We start from the raw sequence: 21,714 nt of genomic DNA, 5'->3' as shown, positions 1-21,714 counted from the left end.
TTGTCAACATTTGTAAGTAACAAATATATTACATTTTAGAATATTAAAATAAGAAGTTTGTAATTAAAAATAAACAAGAGAGAAAATTTTCACTTTTTCTCTCTTCGGGTTATAGCTTCTCTATAAAATCTAATGCTTTTGAAAGTAATTTTTTGGTGTTGTCGTAAGTTACTTGACCTAATGCTTCGTCACCGTTTACCCAAATACATTGTTCAACTTCTTCAACTTGATGGTTAAATTGACTTTCCTGTACTTCAGCAACAAAATATACAACCTTTTTCATAATCCCTTCCACGGGGGAATATTCCATCTCATATCTAAATTCATCGTAAAGAGCACAAACTTTAAGTCCTGTTTCCTCGAGAATTTCCCTTACAGCTGTTTCTTGCTCTGTTTCACCTTCTTCAACATGACCTTTAGGAAGCCCCCAGTGTCCACCGTTTATATGTTTCAGTAGCAAAATTTTGACTTTTTTATCTTCTCTACGAAATACAACAGCACCACATGATTTTTCATATCTCATATATTTTTCTCCCCTTACTTTTTTACAATTAGCTATAATATTTATTTTTATCCTAGCAATGTTTAAATAAACCTTAATTTAATATTCGTTAAAAAAAGGAAAATTCCTCTATAAAAAAAATAAAAACACAAGGAAATAATTCCTCGTGTTTTTATTTTATTTCTTTTTAGGTCCTCTATAGTCTCTGTTATCCTTCTTACCCTTATATCCGCCACTATCTTTACTACTTTTAGCGCCTTCTCTTCTTTGTCCTCTATATCTATCCCTGTTATCTCTGTTGTCTCTACCTTTGCCGTAGCCACTTTTCTTCTGTCCAGATCCTTGGTTCTTTTTGCTATGAACTGGAGGTTCAGGAGTAAGGTTAATCTCAGTTTCTACTGTTTCTCTTGATAAAAGTTTTATAGTAGCTGCTACTAGATTTACAGCATCATACTCTTCAATAAGTGATTTAGCTGTACCTGTGTACTCAGTCAAATCAACATCATTTATCAGACTAACAATTTTGTCTACTGCGATTCGTTGCTTGCCTTCAATAGCTTGCGTTGATGTAGGTATAGGTAATTTTTGAATTTTAGTTTTTACAGTTGATTCAATGTAGCGTAGGTGGCCCATTTCTCTGAAAGTTGCAAATGTGTATGCCTTTCCAATGTTTCCTGCCCTTCCTGTACGCCCAATTCTGTGTACATAACTATCTGAATTTTGTGGCAGGTCAAAGTTAAATACATGGGTTACACCTGAAACATCAAGTCCCCTGGCAGCCACGTCTGTTGCAACTAATAATTCTACTTGATTGCTTCTAAATTTTCTCATTACTGTATCTCTTTGTGCCTGACTTAAGTCACCATGTAGCCCTTCTGCCTGGTAACCTCTTTTATTTAGAGCATCAGCCAGTTGATCAACACGTCTTTTTGTTCTACCAAAAATAATGGCTGAAGTAGAGCCTTCGATATCCAACAATCTACATAAAGCATCAAATTTTTGGTGTTCGTTTAATTCAATATAGTATTGTGCAATCTGTGGAGCTGTTGTCTGTTTTGGAACCACAGAAATTCTATGGGGGTTTTGTAAAAACTTATCAGCAAGTTTTTCAATAGGTTTAGGCATTGTTGCGGAGAATAAAAGTGTTTGTTTCTCCAGTGGGGTTTCACTTAGGATTGTCTCAATATCCTCTAAAAAGCCCATGTCTAGCATTTCATCTGCTTCATCAAGAACAGCCATTTTTAATTGGTCTATTCTCAAGGTCTTTCTATTTATATGGTCAATTACCCTTCCAGGTGTACCTACTACAATGGATGGCCTTTGCTTTAATGCTCTAATCTGCCTTCCAATGTCTTGCCCTCCGTAAATAGGAAGTATTTTGTTCCCAGTGAATTTCCCAAGCTTGCCAAGCTCTTCAGCAACTTGGATTGCAAGTTCCCTTGTAGGGCAAAGAATAAGACCTTGAATAAATCCTGAATTTGGATCAAAGCTGTTTAACATAGGCAAACCAAAGGCTGCTGTTTTACCAGTTCCTGTTTGGGCAAGTCCTATTAAGTCCCTTCCTTCTAGAACAACGGGTATAGCTTCTCCTTGAATGGGTGTGGGCTCTTCAAACCCCATTTCTTGTATAGCTCTTAAAATACTACCTTTTAACTCAAAATCATTAAATGTTTTCAATTTGCAAAACTCCTTCTAAAAATATATTCCATTTTAAAATTAATTTATCCTAAAACAAATTAATTTAGTCACTAAAATAATCTATTTACAAATAATTTAACTTCAATAGCCTTTCAAACATCTAATTATACCATACTTTCCAAGTTTGTCCAGTGTTTATAGGATAAATGCATAAAAAATATGATTCATATATGATAATGTCTAGTTATACCACAAAAGATTATGTCCTAAAAGTGATTCATATATTATAATACCCTCATGACTATAAAAATGAGGTGGACAAGATGAGAAAGGTGATATTAACTATGGATGAGAATCAGAAATATGAAATAATTAAAAAGTTGGTAGAAACTAATGGCAACAAGAAAACTGCAGCCCTTAAAATCGGGTGTACACCTAGGCATATCAGTAGGCTAATCAAAGGGTATAAAGAAAAAGGTAAAGCTTTTTTCATTCATGGAAACCGTGGTAGGCAACCTTCAATAACCTTATCTGAAGATACCAAGAAGTTAATCTTAGACTTATACCGCACTAAGTATTATGATTGTAATCTAACCCATTTTTCAGAGCTTCTTAATGAGATGGAAGACATCAAAGTATCTGTCGGTACCATTACTTCTATTCTTAGGAAAGAGTTCATCCTTTCGCCAATGGCAACACGATCTTCTAGGAAAGCATTGAAGAAAGAACTAAAGGATCTTCAAGCTAAAACTAAATCTATGAAGAAGGCAGCTGTCATTCAAAGCTCCATTTTAGATATAGAGGACTCTCATCCTAGGCGTCCTAGGTGTGCTTACTTTGGAGAAATGCTCCAAATGGACGCTTCCATGCATGAGTGGTTTGGTGGCATAAAAACACACCTTCATGTAGCAATCGATGATGCCACAGGGCAAATGTTAGGCGCTTACTTTGATGAGCAGGAAACGTTAAAAGGCTACTACAATGTTCTTAATCAGGTCCTAACTAACTATGGAATCCCTTATCAGTTTTTTACAGATAATCGCACTGTATTTGAGTATAAAAGAAAATACGAAAAGAAAAAAGAAGCTTCAGTTGAAAAAGATACATTTACTCAGTTCGGATATGCATGTAAGCAGTTAGGAATCGACATTCAGACATCTAGCGTTCCACAAGCAAAAGGGCGGGTTGAAAGAGTATTTGGCACTCTTCAATCCCGCCTAGTCGTAGAGCTACGCTTGAGAGGTGTCTCCTCAATTGAGGAGGCAAACAAATTCCTTTACTCCTACATAAAAAAATTCAACAAGCGATTCGCTTTACCTATTGATAGTATCAAATCTGTGTTCGAAACGCAACCAGATAATGATAAAATCAATCTAACACTGGCGGTAATTTCTTCTAGAAAAATTGATAATGGGAGTTGTATTAAATATCATAATGAGTATTATCTGCCTGTTAATGCTTATGGAGTTGCAGTGCATTACCGTAAGGGTACTACAGCTATGGTCATTAAAGCCTTTGATGGGGACATTTACTGCTGTATTGGTGAACAGGTTTATTTGCTTGAGTTGCTACCACATCATAAACCCTCTTCAAAAGCATTTGATCTAGCAACTCTTCCTGAGAAACCTAAGAAAAAATATATTCCTCCAATGAGTCACCCATGGAAACAGGCATCATTTGAAAGATATTTAAAAAAGCAATTACATAGGAACAACATAGCTTAGCAAGAATCTTAGAAATCACTAGGTTTATTAAAGTTACGCAAAAACAAGGTGCATTCTAGGCACTGCCTTTTTGTTTTACGGCGAGTACAAAGTCCTACCATCATACTGTTCATTTTGAATGTCAGCCGAAGCTGAAGCATCGGCTACAACTGTCTTTTGTGAAAGCCATGAACAACAACAGATTGTCGCAGTATTAAAAGTTAATAGCATAACTATTCTGAAAAGTGTTTTTAGAATTTAGCACCAGAAATCTGGTGCTTATGTTAAGACTTTTTTAGGACATTTTCAAAAATGGTTGACAGTGTTTATAGGATAAATGCATAAAAAATCAAACCCTAGCCACAGATCCACATGATCTTTTTGATCTCTAAAAGCTAATGACTAATAGCTAAAAGCTAGTTCAAGGGCTTAGCCACGGTTTTCACTGATTTACACTGATTTTTACGGATAAATTCTTAAGCATTTCCGTGAGGGACAGAATTATGTAGCTTGTTTAGGCCGTGTAAAATATCTTGACAGTATATGGCCTGTGACTAACTTATAATATTTTTTCCTATGATCTAAAGGATTTTTTTTATTCTAAAAGCTAATAACTAAATCAAACCCTAGCCACTGATCCTTGAAGTTTGCTTTTAATAGTGTAGAGCCTTTTAGTGAAAAGTAGTGGTTATAAGCCTTTGATCCTATGTCTTTAAACCCCTAGCCACAGATCTACATGATCTTTATGATCTCCAATAGCTAATAGCAATTCAAAGCCTAGCCACTGATCCTTGAAGTTTGCTTTTAATAGTGTAGAGCTTTTTAGTGAAAAGTAGTGGTTATAAGCCTTTAATCCTATGTCTTTAAACCCCTAGCCACAGATCTACATGATCTTTATGATCTCTAATAACTAATAGCAATTCAAGGGCTTAGCCATTGATTTACACTGATTTTCACGGATAAATTCTTAAGCCCTTCCGTGAGGGACAGAATTATGTAGCTTGTTTAGGCCGTGTAAAAATCTTGGCAGTATATGGCCTGTGACTAATTAATAATATTATTTCCCTATGATCTAAAGGATCTTTTTTCTATAAACTAATAACTAAATCAAACCCTAGCCACAGATCCTTAAAGTTTGCTTTTAATAGTGTAGAGCTTTTTAGTGAAAAGTAGTGGTTAAGCTAAAAATGTAAACCAAAAACAGGGCATGTGCCCTGTTTTTAATTTACCCAATTCTCTCGTATCCAGTATGACCCATATTTAGGTGGTCTGCGAAAATTCTGTTCAAATATACGAATCTGTCTTCATCTAATGGTTTCACACCCTCTAATGGATATTTAATATTAAGTTCTTTATACTTTTTCACTCCGTGTGTGTGGTAAGGTAGTAGTTCTACATTCTTAACATTCTTCAAGTCATTTATGAAGTGGGCTAAATCAATTATCTCTTGTTCAGAGTCATTTAACTTAGGAACAACAACATGCCTTACCCATATATCCACATCTTGATTTTGTACTTCAGAAAGGAATTCTAAAAACTTATCCATGTTTGCACATGTGATACTCTTGTAACTGCTTTCATCCACTGCTTTAATATCTAGTAAAACCAAATCAGTATATTGAAGTATTTCCTTATATTGTCCAAAACCATACCCAGCTGTATCAAGTGCCGTATGGATTCCTTCTTCTTTGCATGCTTTAAAAAACTCTATCAAAAACTCTGGCTGCAGTAAAGGGTCTCCACCGGAAACTGTCACGCCACCATTTTTTTTGTAATATACTTTATATCTTTTAACAATCTTTATAAGCTCAGCCACTGTCATCTCTTTACCTGTGTTCATTTTCCAAGTATCGGGATTGTGACAGTATGAGCATCTCAACTTACATCCCTGAAGAAAAATCACAGTCCTTATCCCTGGTCCATCCACAAGCCCCATAGTTTCAATGGAGTGTACCCAAGCTTTTGTAGTCATTTCTAGATCCTATCGTGGAAAGTCCTTGTTATAACTTCTTGCTGTTGGGACTTAGATAGCCTGCTGAAGTTTACAGCATATCCAGATACTCTGATGGTTAGGGATGGATATTTTTCGGGATGTTCCATGGCATCTTCTAGGGTTGCCTTATTCAATACATTTACATTCAAGTGGTGAGCATTTTGAACAAAATAACCATCTAAAATAGATACTAAATTTGAAATTCTTTGGTCCATCTGCTTACCTAAAGTTTCAGGTACAACTGTGAATGTGTTAGAAACTCCGTCCATGCAGTTTGCATATGGAATCTTCGCAACTGAGTTCAGTGAAGCTAAAGCTCCGTTTATGTCTCTTCCATGCATAGGGTTAGCGCCTGGTGCAAATGGCTCCCCCGCCTCTCTACCATCTGGTGTTGTTCCTGTTTTCTTACCGTACACAACATTGGAAGTGATGGTTAGTATGGACATGGTATGTTTTGCATTTCTATAAGTCTTGTGTTTACGTAGTTCATTCATAAATTTTGTAACTACATCTACGGTGATTTCATCTACCCTTTCATCATCATTACCAAATTTGGGGAATTCACCTGTTGTTTCAAAATCTATTGCAATCCCATCTTTTCTAACTGGCTTTACTTTACCGTATTTGATAGCACTTAAAGAATCTGCTACTACGGATAGACCAGCTAAACCAAATGCCATAAGTTTTTCCACATCTCTATCATGTAGTGCCATCATAGAGGTCTCATAGGCATACTTGTCATGCATGAAGTGAATTACATTTACAGTGTTTACATAAACTTCTGCAAGCCACTCCATAACCTTTTCAAATCGCTTCATTACATCGTCATAATCAAGGTATTCTCCATCTGGTATATCCATCTTTGGAGCTACTTGTATGTTTAGCTTCTCATCTATACCACCATTTACAGCATATAAAAGAGCTTTTGCTAGGTTAACCCTTGCACCAAAATACTGCATTTGCTTTCCAATTCTCATGGCAGATACACAGCACGCAATACCGTAATCATCACCAAAACCTGGCCTCATTAGATCATCGTTTTCATATTGAATAGAGTCTGTTTCAATAGATATCTTCGCACAGAACTCCTTAAATTTTTCTGGAAGGCTTTGTGACCAAAGTACAGTCATGTTTGGCTCCGGTGCTGGTCCTAAGTTTACAAGGGTATATAAGAACCTGAAACTATTTTTAGTTACCAGTGTCCTTCCATCTTCACCCATACCTCCAATGGTTTCAGTAATCCAAGTTGGATCCCCCGCAAAAAGGTCATTATATTCCGGTGTTCTTAAATGTCTTGCAAGCCTAAGCTTCATAACGAATTGGTCAACCAACTCTTGAGCTTCTTCTTCGGTAATAATACCAGCTTTAATATCTCTTTCAATAAAGATATCTAAAAAAGTACTTACTCGCCCTAGAGACATTGCAGCACCATTTTGCTCCTTAATTGCAGCAAGGTATGCAAAATACACGAATTGTACAGCTTCTTTAGCATCCTTAGCTGGTTTAGTAACATCAAAACCATAGCTTTCACACATTTCTACCATTTCATGAAGTGCTTTTAGTTGTTCGAATAGCTCTTCCCTTAGTCTAATGGTTTCAGTAAGCATAGGCCCTGTAAGTTCTGCAAGTTCCTGCTGCTTTTTTTCAATTAAAAAATCTGTCCCGTAAAGGGCCAATCTACGGTAGTCACCAATGATTCTCCCCCTACCGTATGCATCAGGTAGTCCTGTAACAACACCAGCTTTTCTAACAAGCTTCATTTCTGGTGTATAAACATCAAATACACCTTGGTTATGGGTTTTTCTATATTTAGTAAATGTCTCTACAATATCATCGTTAACTTTATACCCGTAACTCTCAGCAGCTGAAGTGGCCATTCTGATACCACCATATGGGTTTACAATTCTTTTTAATGGCTCATCGGTCTGAAAACCTACTATTACTTCGTTATCTTTATCTAAATATCCAGGTTTAAACCCAGCTATACTAGCAACAGTCTCTGTATCAACATCAATTACACCTTTTTTGATCTCTTCTTTTAAAAGTTCAGTGGCTTTTTCCCAAAGTATCTTTGTTTTTTCACTTGGGGCTACTAAAAATGCGTCATCGCCTTCATAGGGCGAATAGTTTTTTTGAATAAAATCCCTTACATCAATATTTTCGGTCCATTTACCAGCTACAAACCCATTCCATTCGTTTCTCATATATATCGACCTCCTAGAGAATTTTTGATTAGATTAGTATTTACTTGTATTATATAATGTGTTCCTCTAAATTACAATACCTGTTGTCCCATTTACCAGCTATACTACAATAGTTTTTGCATCTGTATCATTTCTGTTACAGTAACTGTTATATTATACTTTTCAGACAAGTGATAAAAATCACATAAAACGCCATTAAATAGTATTCTGGGATAGTTAAAATCAATCCTTAGCTCTATTGTCACTTTTGACAAGAGATAGTATTACATCCACTAAACAAAAACAAGAACCGGGCTATAAAATGTACCCTATGTAAAGGACAATTTAAAAAAAGTCATGCTACAAGAAGATGGTTCCTGTATTGTACAGGAGTCATCTTTTTTAATCCCCATTGACATCTATACTTATTATAATAATCCATATAATCGCCAATCTCGTTTTTTAGCTCCTCAAAAGTATTACATTTTTTTAGATGTGCCTCATCTTTGAAGTGCCCAAAGAATGATTCTTGAGGAGCATTGTCCCAACAATTGCCTCGTCTAGACATAGATTGACCTAATCCATATCTCTGGAGTAACTTCTGGAATATAGGACTTGTATAATGACAGCCTTGATCTGAATGTATAAATGCATCATGTGCTAAACTATTGCCCTCATTAAGCATCAATTTATGTATGGTCTCAATAGCTATCTCTAGTTGTATATTTCGTGATAAATGGTAAGCTAAAATTTCATTCGTCGAAGAATCTTTGACTGTAGATAAATATGCTCTTTTACCCTGGCCATAAGATAAATAAGTTATATCCGTCAGTAATACTTTGCCTGGTGTTTCTTGTTTAAATTCTCTATTTAGGAGGTTTGGTAATACTCTATGTTCCATAGTAGCCTTCATCATTCTTCTGTATGGATTGGCTTTGCGTATAGGACAAACAATATCGTACTTTTTCATAATTCTCCTTATTCGTTTTAAGTTGTAGATTATCTTAAACTGATTCTTTAAGGTCATTTTTATTTGTCTAGCACCCTTTTTCCTGCGCTTAAACTTGTAAGCTTTTAAAATATTATTTCTTAATAATTCATCTTTCCTATTAAGCTTTTCCCTTAGATCTTGAGATTTTGACGAAAAATAGTTGTAGTAGCCAGAACGAGAAACACCAGTTGCTTTACACAAATAACTAAGCATATTAGTGAGTTTGTACTTTGAGATGATACAGTTAATAAGTATAAACTTATCCTCTGCAGATAGTTTTATCTCTTGTTTTTTAGCCCCCTTTCCATCATTTCGAGCTTTTTTAGTAATTCATTCTCTGCTTTGAGTAAGTTATTCTCTGCCTCAAGGCGTTTGTATTTTTCCTCAAGGGAAATTTCTTTGTCACTAGGTCTTCCTGAATTGCCTTTCCTAGTATCAGTTAATCCGTTAAGCCCATCCTTCTTAAATCCCTTACACCACCTATTAGCGGCTGAGCTAATGCGGTTTGAACCAAGAACTTCTATATTAAATCCACATGATTCAAATATTTCTTTTGGGTATTTTGCTTTTTGATATTCTATGATGAATATACGTTTAAACTCATCAGTATAAGTAATACCTTTAATACTAACGTTTTTAACATAGGGATTCTTTGATAATATATCCACTTCTTCATTTGTGAAGATCTTTTTACTCATAAATACCACCTCAACTTATTTCATTTACTTTATTATAAATAAAAATACCCTATAGGGTAGACTTTTTTTTCTTGTCTACTCTATAGGGTACATTTTACTAGCCAGTTCTTGTTTTTATTTTAACTATTATTTTCTAATTGGTTCATGAAAAATATCGCTAATGTACCTGGCCCTGAATGAGCTCCTACAGCACACCCTATATTATTTATTATAAATTTCGAGCACCCGAACTCAAGCTCCATCATTTTTCGAAACTTGTTTACACTCTCCATGTCATCACCGTGGCTAATGCCTATAACCTGATTTGACATATCAGTTCCTCTTTCTTGAATTAGCTCAATCATCCTTTTAAAGGATTTTTGTCTTCCCCTAACTTTGTCTATGGGGATAAGCTTACCATCTTCCACATTTAATATGGGCTTAATGTTTAAAATACCACCTATAAATGCAGCAGATTTACTTACCCTGCCTCCTCTATATAGGTATTCCAAATCATCCACGGTAAATATGTGCTCCATATGTTCAGCATTAAATTTAGTAGCCCTTACTATCTCATCTACACTCTTACCTTCCTTAGCCAAAAGTGCCGATTTATAAACAACTAAACCAAATCCCATGGAAGCACATTTAGTATCTATTATCTCTAACTGGAAATCAGGGTATTTATCTATAACTTCTTCTTTTGCTATTAAAGCTGAATTATATGTTCCAGACAAGGCTGAGGAAAATGCTATGTATACACACTGCTGTCCCTTTTGGGCATATTCAACGAAGCAGTCATAAAACATGTTCGGTGTAACTTGAGAAGTTTTAAATACTTTTCCTTCCCTCATTCCATCAAGTACTTCTTTGGATTGAATGGTCTCCCCATCTAAGTACTCCTTTTCATTTAACAGGACAAATAAAGGTACTACTTCCACATCAAGCTCTTCCACAAGCTCCTTAGGTAGGTCACATGCACTATCTGTAATGATTTTAATAGTCATAATTAAGCCCCCTTACTATTTTGAAATTAATTATATAAATGGTTATTCGCTATAATTAATATAATTCCTTTAAAACGAAAAAAGTATTGCTTATTTCTCGTAAACTAAAGAAACGACCAACGGCCGTTTCTTTAGTTTACATCTTCTTTATTGAAATCAAACTCCATGATATATCTATCATGGCCTTTACCATACTCATCTTTACTAAAATGATCTATATCAAATCCTATCTTATCTTTATAAAGCTTAATAGCTGGTTTATTTGTTGTGTCAACGGTTAGGCTCATTTTGCTAAAACCTTGTTCTTCCATGTTTGAAATAATAGCTTGAAGGAAGTAAGTCCCCAAGCCTTTTCCCTGTAAATTAGGGCTGATAGCAAAATCAAATAAGTAGCATTTATCAGTGTCGTCCCAGTCCCTCATCAATATAGCAAGACCGATTATATCTTCGTTATCTTGAAGAACATATACATTACCATGTCTAATCTGTGGAACTAATCCCCACTGATCCATACCTAGATCCCCAAAAATATCTAGTCCAAAGTTGACCAAATCATCTAGTAGCTTCGGGTCGTAATCTTGAACCAAACATACTTTGATGTCCTCAGTTTCGAAACCTAAGCTTTGGTTTTCTTCAACTTGCACTTGTAATTCTTCTAACACCCAATCACCTCTCCTTTTACTCTCCACTTTAGTATACTAAAATGCGAGAAAATTATCAAAGGGACTGAGAGGGCGTCCTCTTACATCTAGTGGACTGATACATTCTGAAGACCAATAAAATCCCAAATACATACATTTTTCTAAAAATACTACAAAATGCTACTGTATATTGCTAGCACATTTTGATCTTCCATAATTGGACAACCTAAAATTGAGAACACATCAGCCAAACAGATTTTTAGAAGAGCGTTTTTATATTTGTTCCAGCATCTCTTTAAGCTTTGTAACTTCCTCTTCGCTCAAAGTAACCCCTTTACCCATCTTCTCATAATTCGGAGCCCAATCCCTTATATCGTACTTAGGAGATCTTTCATTCCAGCTTATAAGATTAAGCTCCTTTTGCCATCCTCTACTTCCCTCAGACAGCACACCTATATGCTTAACAATTTCGTATTTTATCTCAGCCATTTATGGTCCACTCCTTCTTATTCTATAACCTGAACCTCATCGAACCCTTGCTTTTCAAAGGAATTTATCTTTTTGCCGATTTTGTTGGGATTAACACCCTCTATGGAAAAAATTGATGCTACATTACCTTTTTTTATAAGTTGTTCTGCCAAAGTTTCTGCTTCAGTAAACTTCCCTATATCCTTCACAAGTAATGCTATGTTTTTCCCTTTGTTAGGAATCTCAAAGCCTCTATCATTTAAAATTTGAACAATCCTCTCAAAGCCAATGGAAAAACCAACAGCTGGGATAGGTTCTTTTTGAAACTTAGTCATTAAGTTATCATACCTACCGCCTCCACCGATGGAACTTTTAAACTCATCACTGACAATTTCGTAAATTGGTCCCGTATAATACCCCATTCCCCTTACTAAAGATGGGTCGAATTCTATCTTGAAATTCCGCCCCACTGCTTCCATAATTTGTGCTAATTCTATAGCATAAGGGCTGCTTGACTTGGAAAGACCTTCTTCTTTTAGGCTAATAAGAGATGCCAAAAGTTCCTCAACTTTTCCTTGGGCTATATCTTTCTCTAAAAGCTCTTTTTTTACTCCCTCTTCTCCAACCTTATCTAATTTATCTAATGTAATACAAACAGTTTCAAAGAGTTCTCCCAATCCAGCCTGTTCAATTACTTCCCTTAACAGCCTTCTATCATTTATCTTAATTGTTGAATTGCCGAAACCTAGCTCATTTAAAGCTTTTGATACAGTTTTGAGTACAGAAATCTCAGCGAAAATACTATTATCTCCAATAATATCTACATCAGACTGAATAAACTGTCTAAATCTACCCTTTTGTGGTCTCTCTGCCCTAAAGGCATAACCCATTTGGAAAGCTTTAAAGGGTGATGGAAGGTCGTTACGATTCTTTGCATAAAATCTACTCAGAGGTAAAGTCAGGTCAAACCTAAGGGCTAAATCGCATAGGGTATTTTCATCTACTTCTGTACCTTCAGGAATAGAGAGCTTCTCTCCCCTTTTTAGAATCTTAAAGATAAGGCGTAGGTTCTCACCACCATCACTATTTGTTATAAGGTCTAGATTTTCTATCATAGGAGTCTCAATTTGCATAAAACCCCTGGCTTTGTATGTATTACTGATAACCTCAGTTACATAATTTCTTAGTTCCATTTCCTTTGGAACTGCATCAAAAGTGCCCTTTGGAGGCAGTGAACTAAATTTCATAAAACCAATTCCTTTCTCTATGTAGTTCATGTTTATTATTTCAATAAATGAGGGAAAAATCCAATCACTCTTTTCCAAAGGAAAATTCTCCACACTGTACATTCATTGAAAAGCCCTTTAACAATAGACGCTAAGAATCAATTCTTTTCTACTCTATCTCATGTATTTCTTTTATGTTTTCAATCTTAAGCACCCTAGTGTTTTCTTTACCCTTTTTATCTGTTTCAACTACTTTAATCCATTCTTCATCAACGGCCATTACTGTACAATTCAGTTTTGGCGTGTAATCACTCTCAGCAATGATAGTGCACTTTTTCCCTTGAAGTTCCTTTAAAATATCAGACATAATAATTACCCCTCCCTTAGTTGTTTTTTGTTCAAGCTTTTTAACCCGGCCTTTGAGCTTTTTAACTTTATCCGGTAAATCGAAATAAATCATCATAAGAACAAAAGCAAAAAATCCAAAAAACTCCAAAACATACCCTCCTCCAGCAAAAGTTCTATTAATCTATTGTACAGTACAACGGAAAAAGCTTCAATATGTTTTAGAGTTAGGAGTTAGGCTAATAGCATAGTCAAAGAACAATTTTTTCATTATTTTATAATTATCTCAAAATTCTTATTGATAGTATTTACTATTTATGTTATCATTAATATATAAATTAAACGGGGAGGTAATACATATGTTGCGAGATATTTTATTAAAGAAACAACGGGAGAGAGAACGTGAGATAAAGAAAAGTAATACGAAAAAACTAGCCTTAGGAGTAACCATAGGTACAGCAGTTGGTGCCACTTTGGGTGTATTATTTGCACCAAAATCTGGTAAAGAAACTAGAGAAGATATAGTAAATAAATCTACTGAACTTGCAGAAAACGTAAAAGATAAAGCAGTTGAAGCTAAAGAAAAGGCAATTGAGATTAAAGAAAAAGCTAAACAAGCTTTAAAAGATGCAAAGAAAGAGGAAAATGAACCCGAACAATTAGAGGAAGCACTATAGTAGAAAAACATAAAAATCTATACTCGAGGAGATTGCCATGACAATAACTTTATCTTTAGGTGATATTGGAATGTTTATTTTGTTTTTACTCTTACTTACGGTGGGGATTTTCCTTATAATAACATTGAAGAACTTAAATGAACTAATAAAAAAAGCAACAAACATAGTAAATAAAAATGAAGTAAACATAAATCAGTCCTTAGAGGATTTACCCCATGTGATGAATAACGTAAAAGAGACAACTACTTTGGTAAAGGATGGCCTACACAAAACAGAAGAAACCATATACGTACTAAGGGAGTCACTAATAGAAACAGCATCCACCGTAAGTAGTAATACTAATACTCTAATAAACTATGTAAGTTTTATCTCAGAAATAGCAAGATCTGTAATAGACATTTTTAGAGATGATAAGAAAAAATAGTATAAAAGTGGGTGACAAACTAGTTACCTAAAAAGACACTTCAGTTTTACACTGAAGTGTCTTTTTGCACCCTTAATCCAAAATACGAAGGATTTTTCCCTTTCCTTGCACTGGATCTGATTCTGAAACATCACCTTCAAAAATAACCTCTACTTTAATTCCTTCTTCAATATCTCCTTTATCAAGGTTTTCGTAGTCTTGTTTTCTTTGAATAGTAGTATCACTATCAATCCTCACATAACCAGCATGATAACTAGTGTCATCTTCGAAATCACCTTCAACTAAAATAATTATACTCCCATTTTCCTGGTGTGTTATCTCCGTAATTACTCCCCTTACTCCCACTTTCTCATCCTCACCTTGGGCACCTACACTCCCTCCACATCCTGTAGCTAAAAAAACAATAGCTATTACAACCAGCCATACCATTTTCTTACCCATAGCTCAGCCTCCTATTTATTTCATTACCTATTAGACTAGACATCGGACATAAAGTTCCTTGTTTATTCCTGGCCTTCTAAATATACTGTTTTCTCCCTGCCTTCATCCTCTTCAATCTACTCATCTTTCCTATTGCTGCCTTCACCTTTTCCTCGTAGGAAGGATCAGCTTGAAAAGTTTTTAGTCCATCTTTTCCTCCACGCATGAAGAAAAGTGATACTTCTTCAACCTCTACGCCCATTTCTTTCTCATAGGCCATTTTATATAAGTAAATCTGAGGCATATAACTCTCCATTAACTGGTCCTCGTCCCTTAAGATATTAGTCTTAAGATCCATGAGATGATACCCATAATCAACCTTAAATACTTTATCTATCTCTCCTACCACATATGCACCTGAAAGCTCCGTTACAAAGCTCCACTCACTGGATATGTGTTCACCTAAACTAACGTCCCTTACATCTTTATAGCTATCTAGCATTTTCAATACTTCTTTTCTTAGCCTAGTGGTGTAAGTAGGTAGCTCTGTATCAACATCATTATCTCTGATACTTTCCAGTGCCTCATTTACAGCATCTAGTTCACTGAAACCTTGATCATATAGCTCACAAGCCCTATGAACTATAGTACCGAACTCTGTACCCGCCACAACATAGCTATCCCTATCAGTTTTCCCTTCTTCCCCCTCATCTAACCACTGAGGATTAAGCTTTAAAATGTAGTTATTATAGTACATTAAGGGATCGTTCATAAATAACATAATCTCTGACACAGAAAAAGTGAAGGGGATTTCTTTTTGTTGAATCTCATTTTTAGCAACAAAAACTTTTTCATCTTTCATATGTTTATTCTGCGGGAGGATATCACTTTGGCTTTTCACGTGGATATATTCATTTAAAAGAGGATTTACTGATAAGGCATCATTTATCAGAGAGTACCACGACTCCTTTGCCTCCTTTCCCTTAGAGGTCATCAACAGATAGTCCCTAGCCCTAGTTGTTGCCACATAAAACAGTCTTTTTGTTTCCTCAAATGCTGCAACATCAAATTTTTCCTTTACTAAACCATAGCTAGGTGTAGAATACTCTTCCTGCTCAAAGGGGTCATTTTCACTATCCTCTTTAAACTTTGCCACTAGACAATACTCATCATCATAGAAAAAGTTACCCTTATCCTTTTGAGGACTGCGGTTCAGCTTTGGCAAGCATACAATGGGAAACTCTAAACCCTTAGATGCATGAACAGTCATTATGTGAACCATATTACCTTCGGGTAGTTCAGCCTCTGCCTCTCCTTCTTTATCACTTAAAGAAGCCAATATATCCATTTGTTCCAGTAGCTCTTCTAAAGAGTTGGCATTTTGGTTCGCCATAATTTCCATTAACTTTTCCACATTTTTAATCATTTGCAGGGGGTTCTTCTGTATCAAAAGGGAAGTTTTTAACCCACTTTCCTCAAACACATCCCCTAAAGATTCTCCTAGGGATTTTTGTGGAATAAAGGGAACAAACCGATGAAATAACTGGCAAAAGTTCTGCAGCTTATCCTTTAATGAAGTTGACAAGCTACTATCTTTCTCAAAATCTTTGTTGTAAATATAGTCAGCAAAACTCCCTTTTTCCGAAATCCTCATTTGTATCTCAAAAAAGTCATCCATGGTTAACTGAAACAAAGAGCTGCGTAAAACTGAAAGGATGTAAACCTTTTCCCAAGGTCTGTTAATCAAACGAAGTATGTTTAACATATCCTTTATTTCTTGTTTTTGATAAAAACCAATTCCCCCATGAACAACATAGGGTATACTCTTGTTTTTTAGGTTTTTTTCTAGTGTAGCAAGACCAGTTCTAGAAGGTATAAGTATAGCAAAATCCTTCCAAAGGGGGCGACGCCACCTTTCTTTTTCTTCACCATCCACTAGTACTTTACCTTTGACCATCTCTTCACCACTGTTATACATCTCAAGCATTCTTTCCGTGAGCAGGTCAAACTCACAGTCAAACCTTGTCTCTTCACCTTCCTCTGCTTTTTCTAGTGTAATTAGCTCAACTTTTTTATGTGGATGGGTTTCTTTTTCTTCCTTACGGCTACTAATAAGTGGCTTATAGTCAATACCATATGCCATGGTGCTGCTATCCTTTATCATAAATACCTTAAAGAGTTCATTTACAAATTGAATGATGGAATCGCAGTTCCTATAATTTCTGCCCATATCAATAAAGTCTGCCTGGTTATCTTTTTCAGCCACACCCTCTAAGGAGTTCATAAGTGTTACATCTGCACCCCTAAATCTATAGATACTTTGTTTACCATCTCCCACTATAAAACGATAGCTGGGGTTGATGTATTCTAACATTTTCATCTGTAAACCATTGGTATCTTGGAATTCGTCCACCATCATATGTTTAAATTCCTTTCGACAAAAATCCCTTATATCTTGGTTTTTGGCCAAAAGGTTAATAGCTAGTTTTTGAAGATCTGAAAAATCCAAACATGCCCTTTCTTCCTTTTTTTCCTTGTAGATCCTATGGAATGAATTCAGCACATCTGTGAACAAATCCATGATTTTGCACATATCTTCAACTCTATCAGTGGGAAGGCTTGTATACCTTTTCATGATCTCTTTAAAAGCTTTATATCTAACACACAAATTATATAGACTAGGTGCAGATTTTTCATAGGATCTGTGGGTTGCTGGAATTACCTTTAAAATCTCCAAAAAATCTTCTGTAGACATGTCTGATGTCTTGATACCCTCTAAGTCCCTGCAGATGTTTTCCACATGTTCCTTTGCCTTTCCCTTTAATGTACTACTTGGAGGAAATTCTTTTATGCATTCTTGGGACATCACATAAAACTCCATCAGTATTTCTTTTCTGATTTTATCAATATGGGTGCTTTGTATCTTTATAATTTCCTTAGCGTCAAATCCTTCAAAAAAGTCTTGCACATTGTTATACTTTGGATTTTCTTGAATCTGGTCATAGATAGCTAGTACAGCAGACCTAATCTCACTTTTAGAATAATAGCCATAAAGTAGTTTCCATTTTTTATGATTTATTTCCCTTTGGAATATATCATTAAAACACTGATTTTTCAGTAGTATTGATTGTGTATCATCAATCAAAATAAAGTTAGGTGATAAATTGGCTTTAAAGGCGAACTGGTGCAATATCTTATGACAAAAACTATGAAAAGTAGTTATAAATCCTGTGTCTAATCCTTCCCTTTGCTCCTTCCAGAAGCGGTGGGATTCTTCATCAATACCAAGCTGTAGTTTGCCAATTTCATCATTTATCCTATCCCTAATCCTCTTTTTCATTTCCCGGGCAGCTTTTTCCGTAAAGGTTATTGCAACTATTTCCTTTACTTCTGCTCCAACTTTGTGCTTTGCACCTGTTTTTAATTCCTCATGTTTTTCTTTACATAGATGAATAAAGCGTTCAGTAAGAACCCTTGTCTTTCCGGAGCCAGCCCCTGCAGATATTAGAACAAGGGGTTTTTCACTATATATGGCTTTACTTTGCTCAGGATTAAAATCCATTAGTATTTCCCTCCCCTTCTTCTTTAAGCTCGTCTGTAACGCGACATATTCCATTATAAGGGCAGCTACTATAATATTTTAAAGGTTTTACAGAATAATCAAAACCACTGTTTGCCCAAAGTTCCTTAATCCGTTTTTTTAGATTGTACCTATTTAAGAAACTATCCCCGTCTAAGTCCTCTTCCTTATTAGTCCTAGAACTCACATCAAAAATCGACCCTTTACCGGCGTGTTCCACCCTCCACACACCGTTAGTGGCACGTTTTTTTGGTTCTTTTAAAGAGACATATGATGCTCCGTGGGCACACAGTCCAGTCTTATTTTGTACGCTTAGCATATATAAGGGAAGCTGGAGTTTTAAACCAGGTACAACTTCTTTTTGAATGTTTAAAGATGCAGAACCTGACTTGTAATCATAAATGGCAAAACCGTTGGCATCTATATCAATTCTGTCAATTTTACCATTTAGCTTTAAAGTGGTTTCACTGTCAATTTCCAGTGCCAATTGTACAGACTCCTCTAGACTATGGAGTTTCATATCCTTTAATTTCTCATTGTCCCAAAAAAGTTCCCTTTCAGCTAACCACCATTTTTTCAGCCTATTAGTCCATAAAGTTTTTTCTATATCTAGATCATATGGCGATATATCATCATTGCTTGCCTCGATCAACTTCCACTCTTCCTCAAATATCTCTATGAGTACTGCTGCACCTAAGCTTTTACGTTCTTCACTTAAAGCAGAAAAAGGATTTCCAACTACCTCAAGGGTCTTATAAAATCTTTCAATAATTTTGTGTAACATAGACCCAGTGAAACGATTGTCCAGATCCTCTTGCTTAGCCTTAGGTTCCCTAACACTTAAACCCTTCTCCAAACCAAACTTAAATGGGCAGGTTGCATATTGCTCCAAAGCTGTTATGGCCATCTCGGTGGTTGTTCCACTTTTATCACAGGATATAATCTCCTCACCCTTTAGAAGATGAGAGTTATGCTGATCCATTTCAATTAATTTCCTAGGTGCACCTTCAACCTTACGTCCTAAACCCATCATAAAAGCAGTTTGTTCCTCTGCCTTCTTCTTTGTAATTGGTTCCCTCTGAAACCTTTCTTCAGTTGTCAGTGGTTTAAGACCGTTGGGCAAGTATCCTTCGATAAATGGTGATGGCTGATATTCATTTTCAGGGTCAAAGCCACAAACATAGGAGAAATCTATGGAATGGGCTATGTAAAACAATTGCTTGAACATAGCTTCATCTTTCTTCCTAAATGTTGCCTTAGAAGGCACTCCATAAGGAATGGGTAATTCCTTTAGATCACTTTCTTGAAAATAGCCACTCAACTTATGGATACTTGGAAAAATTCCTTCGTTCATACCTAATACATACAATTTTTTTCCACTGAAAAGGGCAATATCTCTAAATGAGTATAACTCAATACCCACCGCTGGCTTTCTCTCAACATATATATCTTTTTTCCTTATCAGTTCTTTAAGCCATTGGCTGAATATGTTACTATCAATAGACAAACCATCTAGCCCTTGTTCTAGAAGTATTTGTTGCTTACTCTCTAAAAGTGCAATTATCCCCTCTAATGCCTCCCACTCTAAGCGTATTTTCATGGTTTTTTTAGTATTGTCTTCACTAATTAGTTTTTGTTTCCAAACATCAACCATTGAAAGGTCAGTTAAAAAACCCGTTAGCTCATTTATTTTAGATACTAAAGGGGCTTGTTTTGTAAAATTCCTTGCAAAGTTTATACATTTACCTAGCCTTATGTCTATTTCTTCATCAAGTTTATGCTCTTCTATAAATTTTTGTTTGCTCTTCCAATATGTCTCAACAGGGTAAAACATCAGTTGGTATAGCTGATCTATAAGGGCGACCTTCTCCCACTTAGTCATGTAAGATTGCTGTGATAAAAGGAGTGAAATAATTTTAAAAGTAACTGTTTCAACAACAAGTTTTTTCTGAGGAACCTTAACTGGAAGGCAGTATTCTTGCGCTAACTTTTTTAGATGCAGTTTATAGTCATCACTTCCATCGGCCAGTATCAACCCTATATCTTCTAGTTTACTAGGGGAATCATCATCCTTTATTGCCTGAGAAATATCTTCAAGGACCCATAGAATCTCTTCTTCTAGGGTCACTGCTTTTTTGACTTGTATATCAGTACAAATCGTGGATGATTCTTTAGCTGCCTTAGATATGGAAAAACCCAGTTCTGTTAGGTGCCTAATTGTGTCTTCTATTATTTCTGTATTTTCCATGTATGGTATGTATACTGTTGTGGTGACACCATTCTTCATAAGACACTGGATCATCGCGTACTGAAGTGGGCTAAAGTCCATGTAACCATCTATAACTATTTCGCCCATGGGTAATGTAACTCCCTCAACACTCAAAGCTTCATGGAACCTATTTTCTGGGTCAAGTAGCCTTTGTTTTTTCACCCACTCATTCTCATATTGTTCTAAATCACATTTTAAATTATCTAATCCCTTGGGCAAGTCATCTATTGTTAGTCCTAGACGCTTTAATTGTCCATAAGTCTGGGCGTAGGCCTTTGCTTTGTGAGGATTTTCAACTGCATCAGATGATGAAAAAAGTTGCTGAAAGAATAAATTTCTTTCTGTCTCAGTAACAGGTACATAACTAAAACCAGCTTCACGAAGGATAACTTCTGCCAAATCATCAAAGGTTTTGAAAGCCATACCTGGTTGGATCTTTCTTCCTGTGGATAGCCATTTTACAGAAGGCAAGAGATAATATACTGGAAAGTCTAAGGACTTTTGTTTCTTATGGTAATGACTTAAGCGTTCTTTTGAGGCTGTTTCCTTTAAGTTAGATAAAATTACGTTGAAACTAGGCAAATAAATGCACTCCTTTCGGGTTTAGATTTATATGGGTCTTACCCACCCTAAAGGGATGGGCTACAATGTTCGGGGGTGAGATTATTGTGCACATTGGTTATGCTGTTTGCTTCCTATACGTTGTAGGTAAGTTTTTAGCCTTGATGGACCCACACTGTCTGTTTGATATTACCAACCCTAAAGGGATGGGCTACAATTGTTACGGGGGGGTGGGATGATTATGCACATTGGTTATGCTGTTTGCTTCCTATACGTTGTAGGCAAGGCTTTAGCCTTGATGGACCCACACTGTCTGTTTGATATTACCCACCCTAAAGGGATGGGCTACAATTGTTACGGGGGGGTGGGATGATTATGCACATTGGTTATGCTGTTTGCTTCCTAGACG

The 21,714-nt window shown here is 35.8% G+C and carries 16 protein-coding genes; 3 read left to right on the top strand and 13 right to left on the bottom strand.

What is annotated here, in order from left to right; genetic code table 11:
* Window positions 1-109 precede the first annotated feature (109 nt).
* Window positions 110-523, bottom strand: coding sequence for a bis(5'-nucleosyl)-tetraphosphatase (locus HYG86_RS15235; protein ID WP_213166422.1), 414 nt, complete (start codon window positions 521-523; stop codon window positions 110-112).
* A gap of 156 nt (window positions 524-679) precedes the next feature.
* Entirely contained in the window at window positions 680-2,179 is a 1,500-nt protein-coding gene (gene cshA, locus HYG86_RS15230) for a degradosome RNA helicase CshA (RefSeq protein WP_246451819.1), read from the bottom strand.
* A 305-nt stretch (window positions 2,180-2,484) separates the two neighbouring features.
* Here cshA and HYG86_RS15225 point away from each other — a divergent pair, with 305 nt between their 5' ends.
* Window positions 2,485-3,864: an ISNCY family transposase gene (locus tag HYG86_RS15225; RefSeq protein ID WP_213169124.1), complete on the top strand. Its 1,380-nt coding sequence runs from the start codon at window positions 2,485-2,487 to the stop codon at window positions 3,862-3,864.
* A gap of 1,204 nt (window positions 3,865-5,068) precedes the next feature.
* On the opposite strand, the gene pflA is transcribed toward HYG86_RS15225, so the two are convergent.
* The 8 genes from pflA to HYG86_RS15185 form a co-directional block, all read right to left on the bottom strand.
* Entirely contained in the window at window positions 5,069-5,815 is a 747-nt protein-coding gene (gene pflA, locus HYG86_RS15220; RefSeq protein WP_213166421.1) for a pyruvate formate-lyase-activating protein, read from the bottom strand.
* Between the two features lie 2 nt (window positions 5,816-5,817).
* Complete coding sequence (gene pflB, locus HYG86_RS15215) at window positions 5,818-8,040, bottom strand: formate C-acetyltransferase (protein ID WP_213166420.1); 2,223 nt, start codon at window positions 8,038-8,040, stop codon at window positions 5,818-5,820.
* Between the two features lie 334 nt (window positions 8,041-8,374).
* Window positions 8,375-9,708 (bottom strand): IS3 family transposase gene (locus HYG86_RS15210; protein WP_425489227.1). Its coding sequence is split into 2 segments (ribosomal slippage): window positions 8,375-9,327 and window positions 9,327-9,708, totalling 1,335 coding nucleotides; the frame shifts between segments, so codons are not numbered across the junction.
* Window positions 9,709-9,827: 119 nt separating this feature from the next.
* Window positions 9,828-10,694 (bottom strand): DegV family protein, encoded by an 867-nt coding sequence (locus HYG86_RS15205; protein ID WP_213166419.1) that lies wholly within the window; start codon window positions 10,692-10,694, stop codon window positions 9,828-9,830.
* Between the two features lie 131 nt (window positions 10,695-10,825).
* On the bottom strand, window positions 10,826-11,356 hold the full coding sequence (locus tag HYG86_RS15200; RefSeq protein WP_246451815.1) for a GNAT family N-acetyltransferase: 531 nt from the start codon (window positions 11,354-11,356) through the stop codon (window positions 10,826-10,828).
* A gap of 252 nt (window positions 11,357-11,608) precedes the next feature.
* The gene (locus HYG86_RS15195; protein WP_213166418.1) at window positions 11,609-11,824 is read right to left on the bottom strand and encodes a YdbC family protein; all 216 of its coding nucleotides are present in this window, start codon (window positions 11,822-11,824) and stop codon (window positions 11,609-11,611) included.
* A 17-nt stretch (window positions 11,825-11,841) separates the two neighbouring features.
* On the bottom strand, window positions 11,842-13,128 hold the full coding sequence (gene hisS / locus HYG86_RS15190) for a histidine--tRNA ligase (RefSeq protein ID WP_213166417.1): 1,287 nt from the start codon (window positions 13,126-13,128) through the stop codon (window positions 11,842-11,844).
* 70 nt (window positions 13,129-13,198) lie between these two features.
* A complete protein-coding gene (locus HYG86_RS15185) occupies window positions 13,199-13,525 on the bottom strand; it encodes a hypothetical protein (protein WP_213166416.1) in 327 nt (108 codons plus the stop codon).
* Between the two features lie 208 nt (window positions 13,526-13,733).
* Here HYG86_RS15185 and HYG86_RS15180 point away from each other — a divergent pair, with 208 nt between their 5' ends.
* Window positions 13,734-14,051, top strand: coding sequence for a YtxH domain-containing protein (locus HYG86_RS15180; protein WP_213166415.1), 318 nt, complete (start codon window positions 13,734-13,736; stop codon window positions 14,049-14,051).
* 37 nt (window positions 14,052-14,088) lie between these two features.
* On the top strand, window positions 14,089-14,475 hold the full coding sequence (locus HYG86_RS15175; protein ID WP_213166414.1) for a hypothetical protein: 387 nt from the start codon (window positions 14,089-14,091) through the stop codon (window positions 14,473-14,475).
* Between the two features lie 72 nt (window positions 14,476-14,547).
* Here HYG86_RS15175 and HYG86_RS15170 read toward each other — a convergent pair whose 3' ends face one another.
* The 3 genes from HYG86_RS15170 to HYG86_RS15160 all read right to left on the bottom strand — a co-directional run bounded on the left by HYG86_RS15170 (window position 14,548) and on the right by HYG86_RS15160 (window position 21,326).
* Window positions 14,548-14,916, bottom strand: coding sequence for a hypothetical protein (locus HYG86_RS15170; protein WP_213166413.1), 369 nt, complete (start codon window positions 14,914-14,916; stop codon window positions 14,548-14,550).
* A 76-nt stretch (window positions 14,917-14,992) separates the two neighbouring features.
* Window positions 14,993-18,457 (bottom strand): UvrD-helicase domain-containing protein, encoded by a 3,465-nt coding sequence (locus HYG86_RS15165; protein ID WP_213166412.1) that lies wholly within the window; start codon window positions 18,455-18,457, stop codon window positions 14,993-14,995.
* Complete coding sequence (locus HYG86_RS15160; protein ID WP_213166411.1) at window positions 18,447-21,326, bottom strand: PD-(D/E)XK nuclease family protein; 2,880 nt, start codon at window positions 21,324-21,326, stop codon at window positions 18,447-18,449. Before HYG86_RS15160 ends, HYG86_RS15165 begins: the two co-directional genes overlap by 11 nt.
* Window positions 21,327-21,714 lie beyond the last annotated feature (388 nt).

It is taken from the genome of Alkalicella caledoniensis (assembly GCF_014467015.1).
Lineage (GTDB): Bacteria > Bacillota > Proteinivoracia > Proteinivoracales > Proteinivoracaceae > Alkalicella > Alkalicella caledoniensis.
The sequence above is the reverse complement of the archived record's forward strand: the minus strand, read 5'-3'. Positions and strand labels throughout refer to the sequence as shown.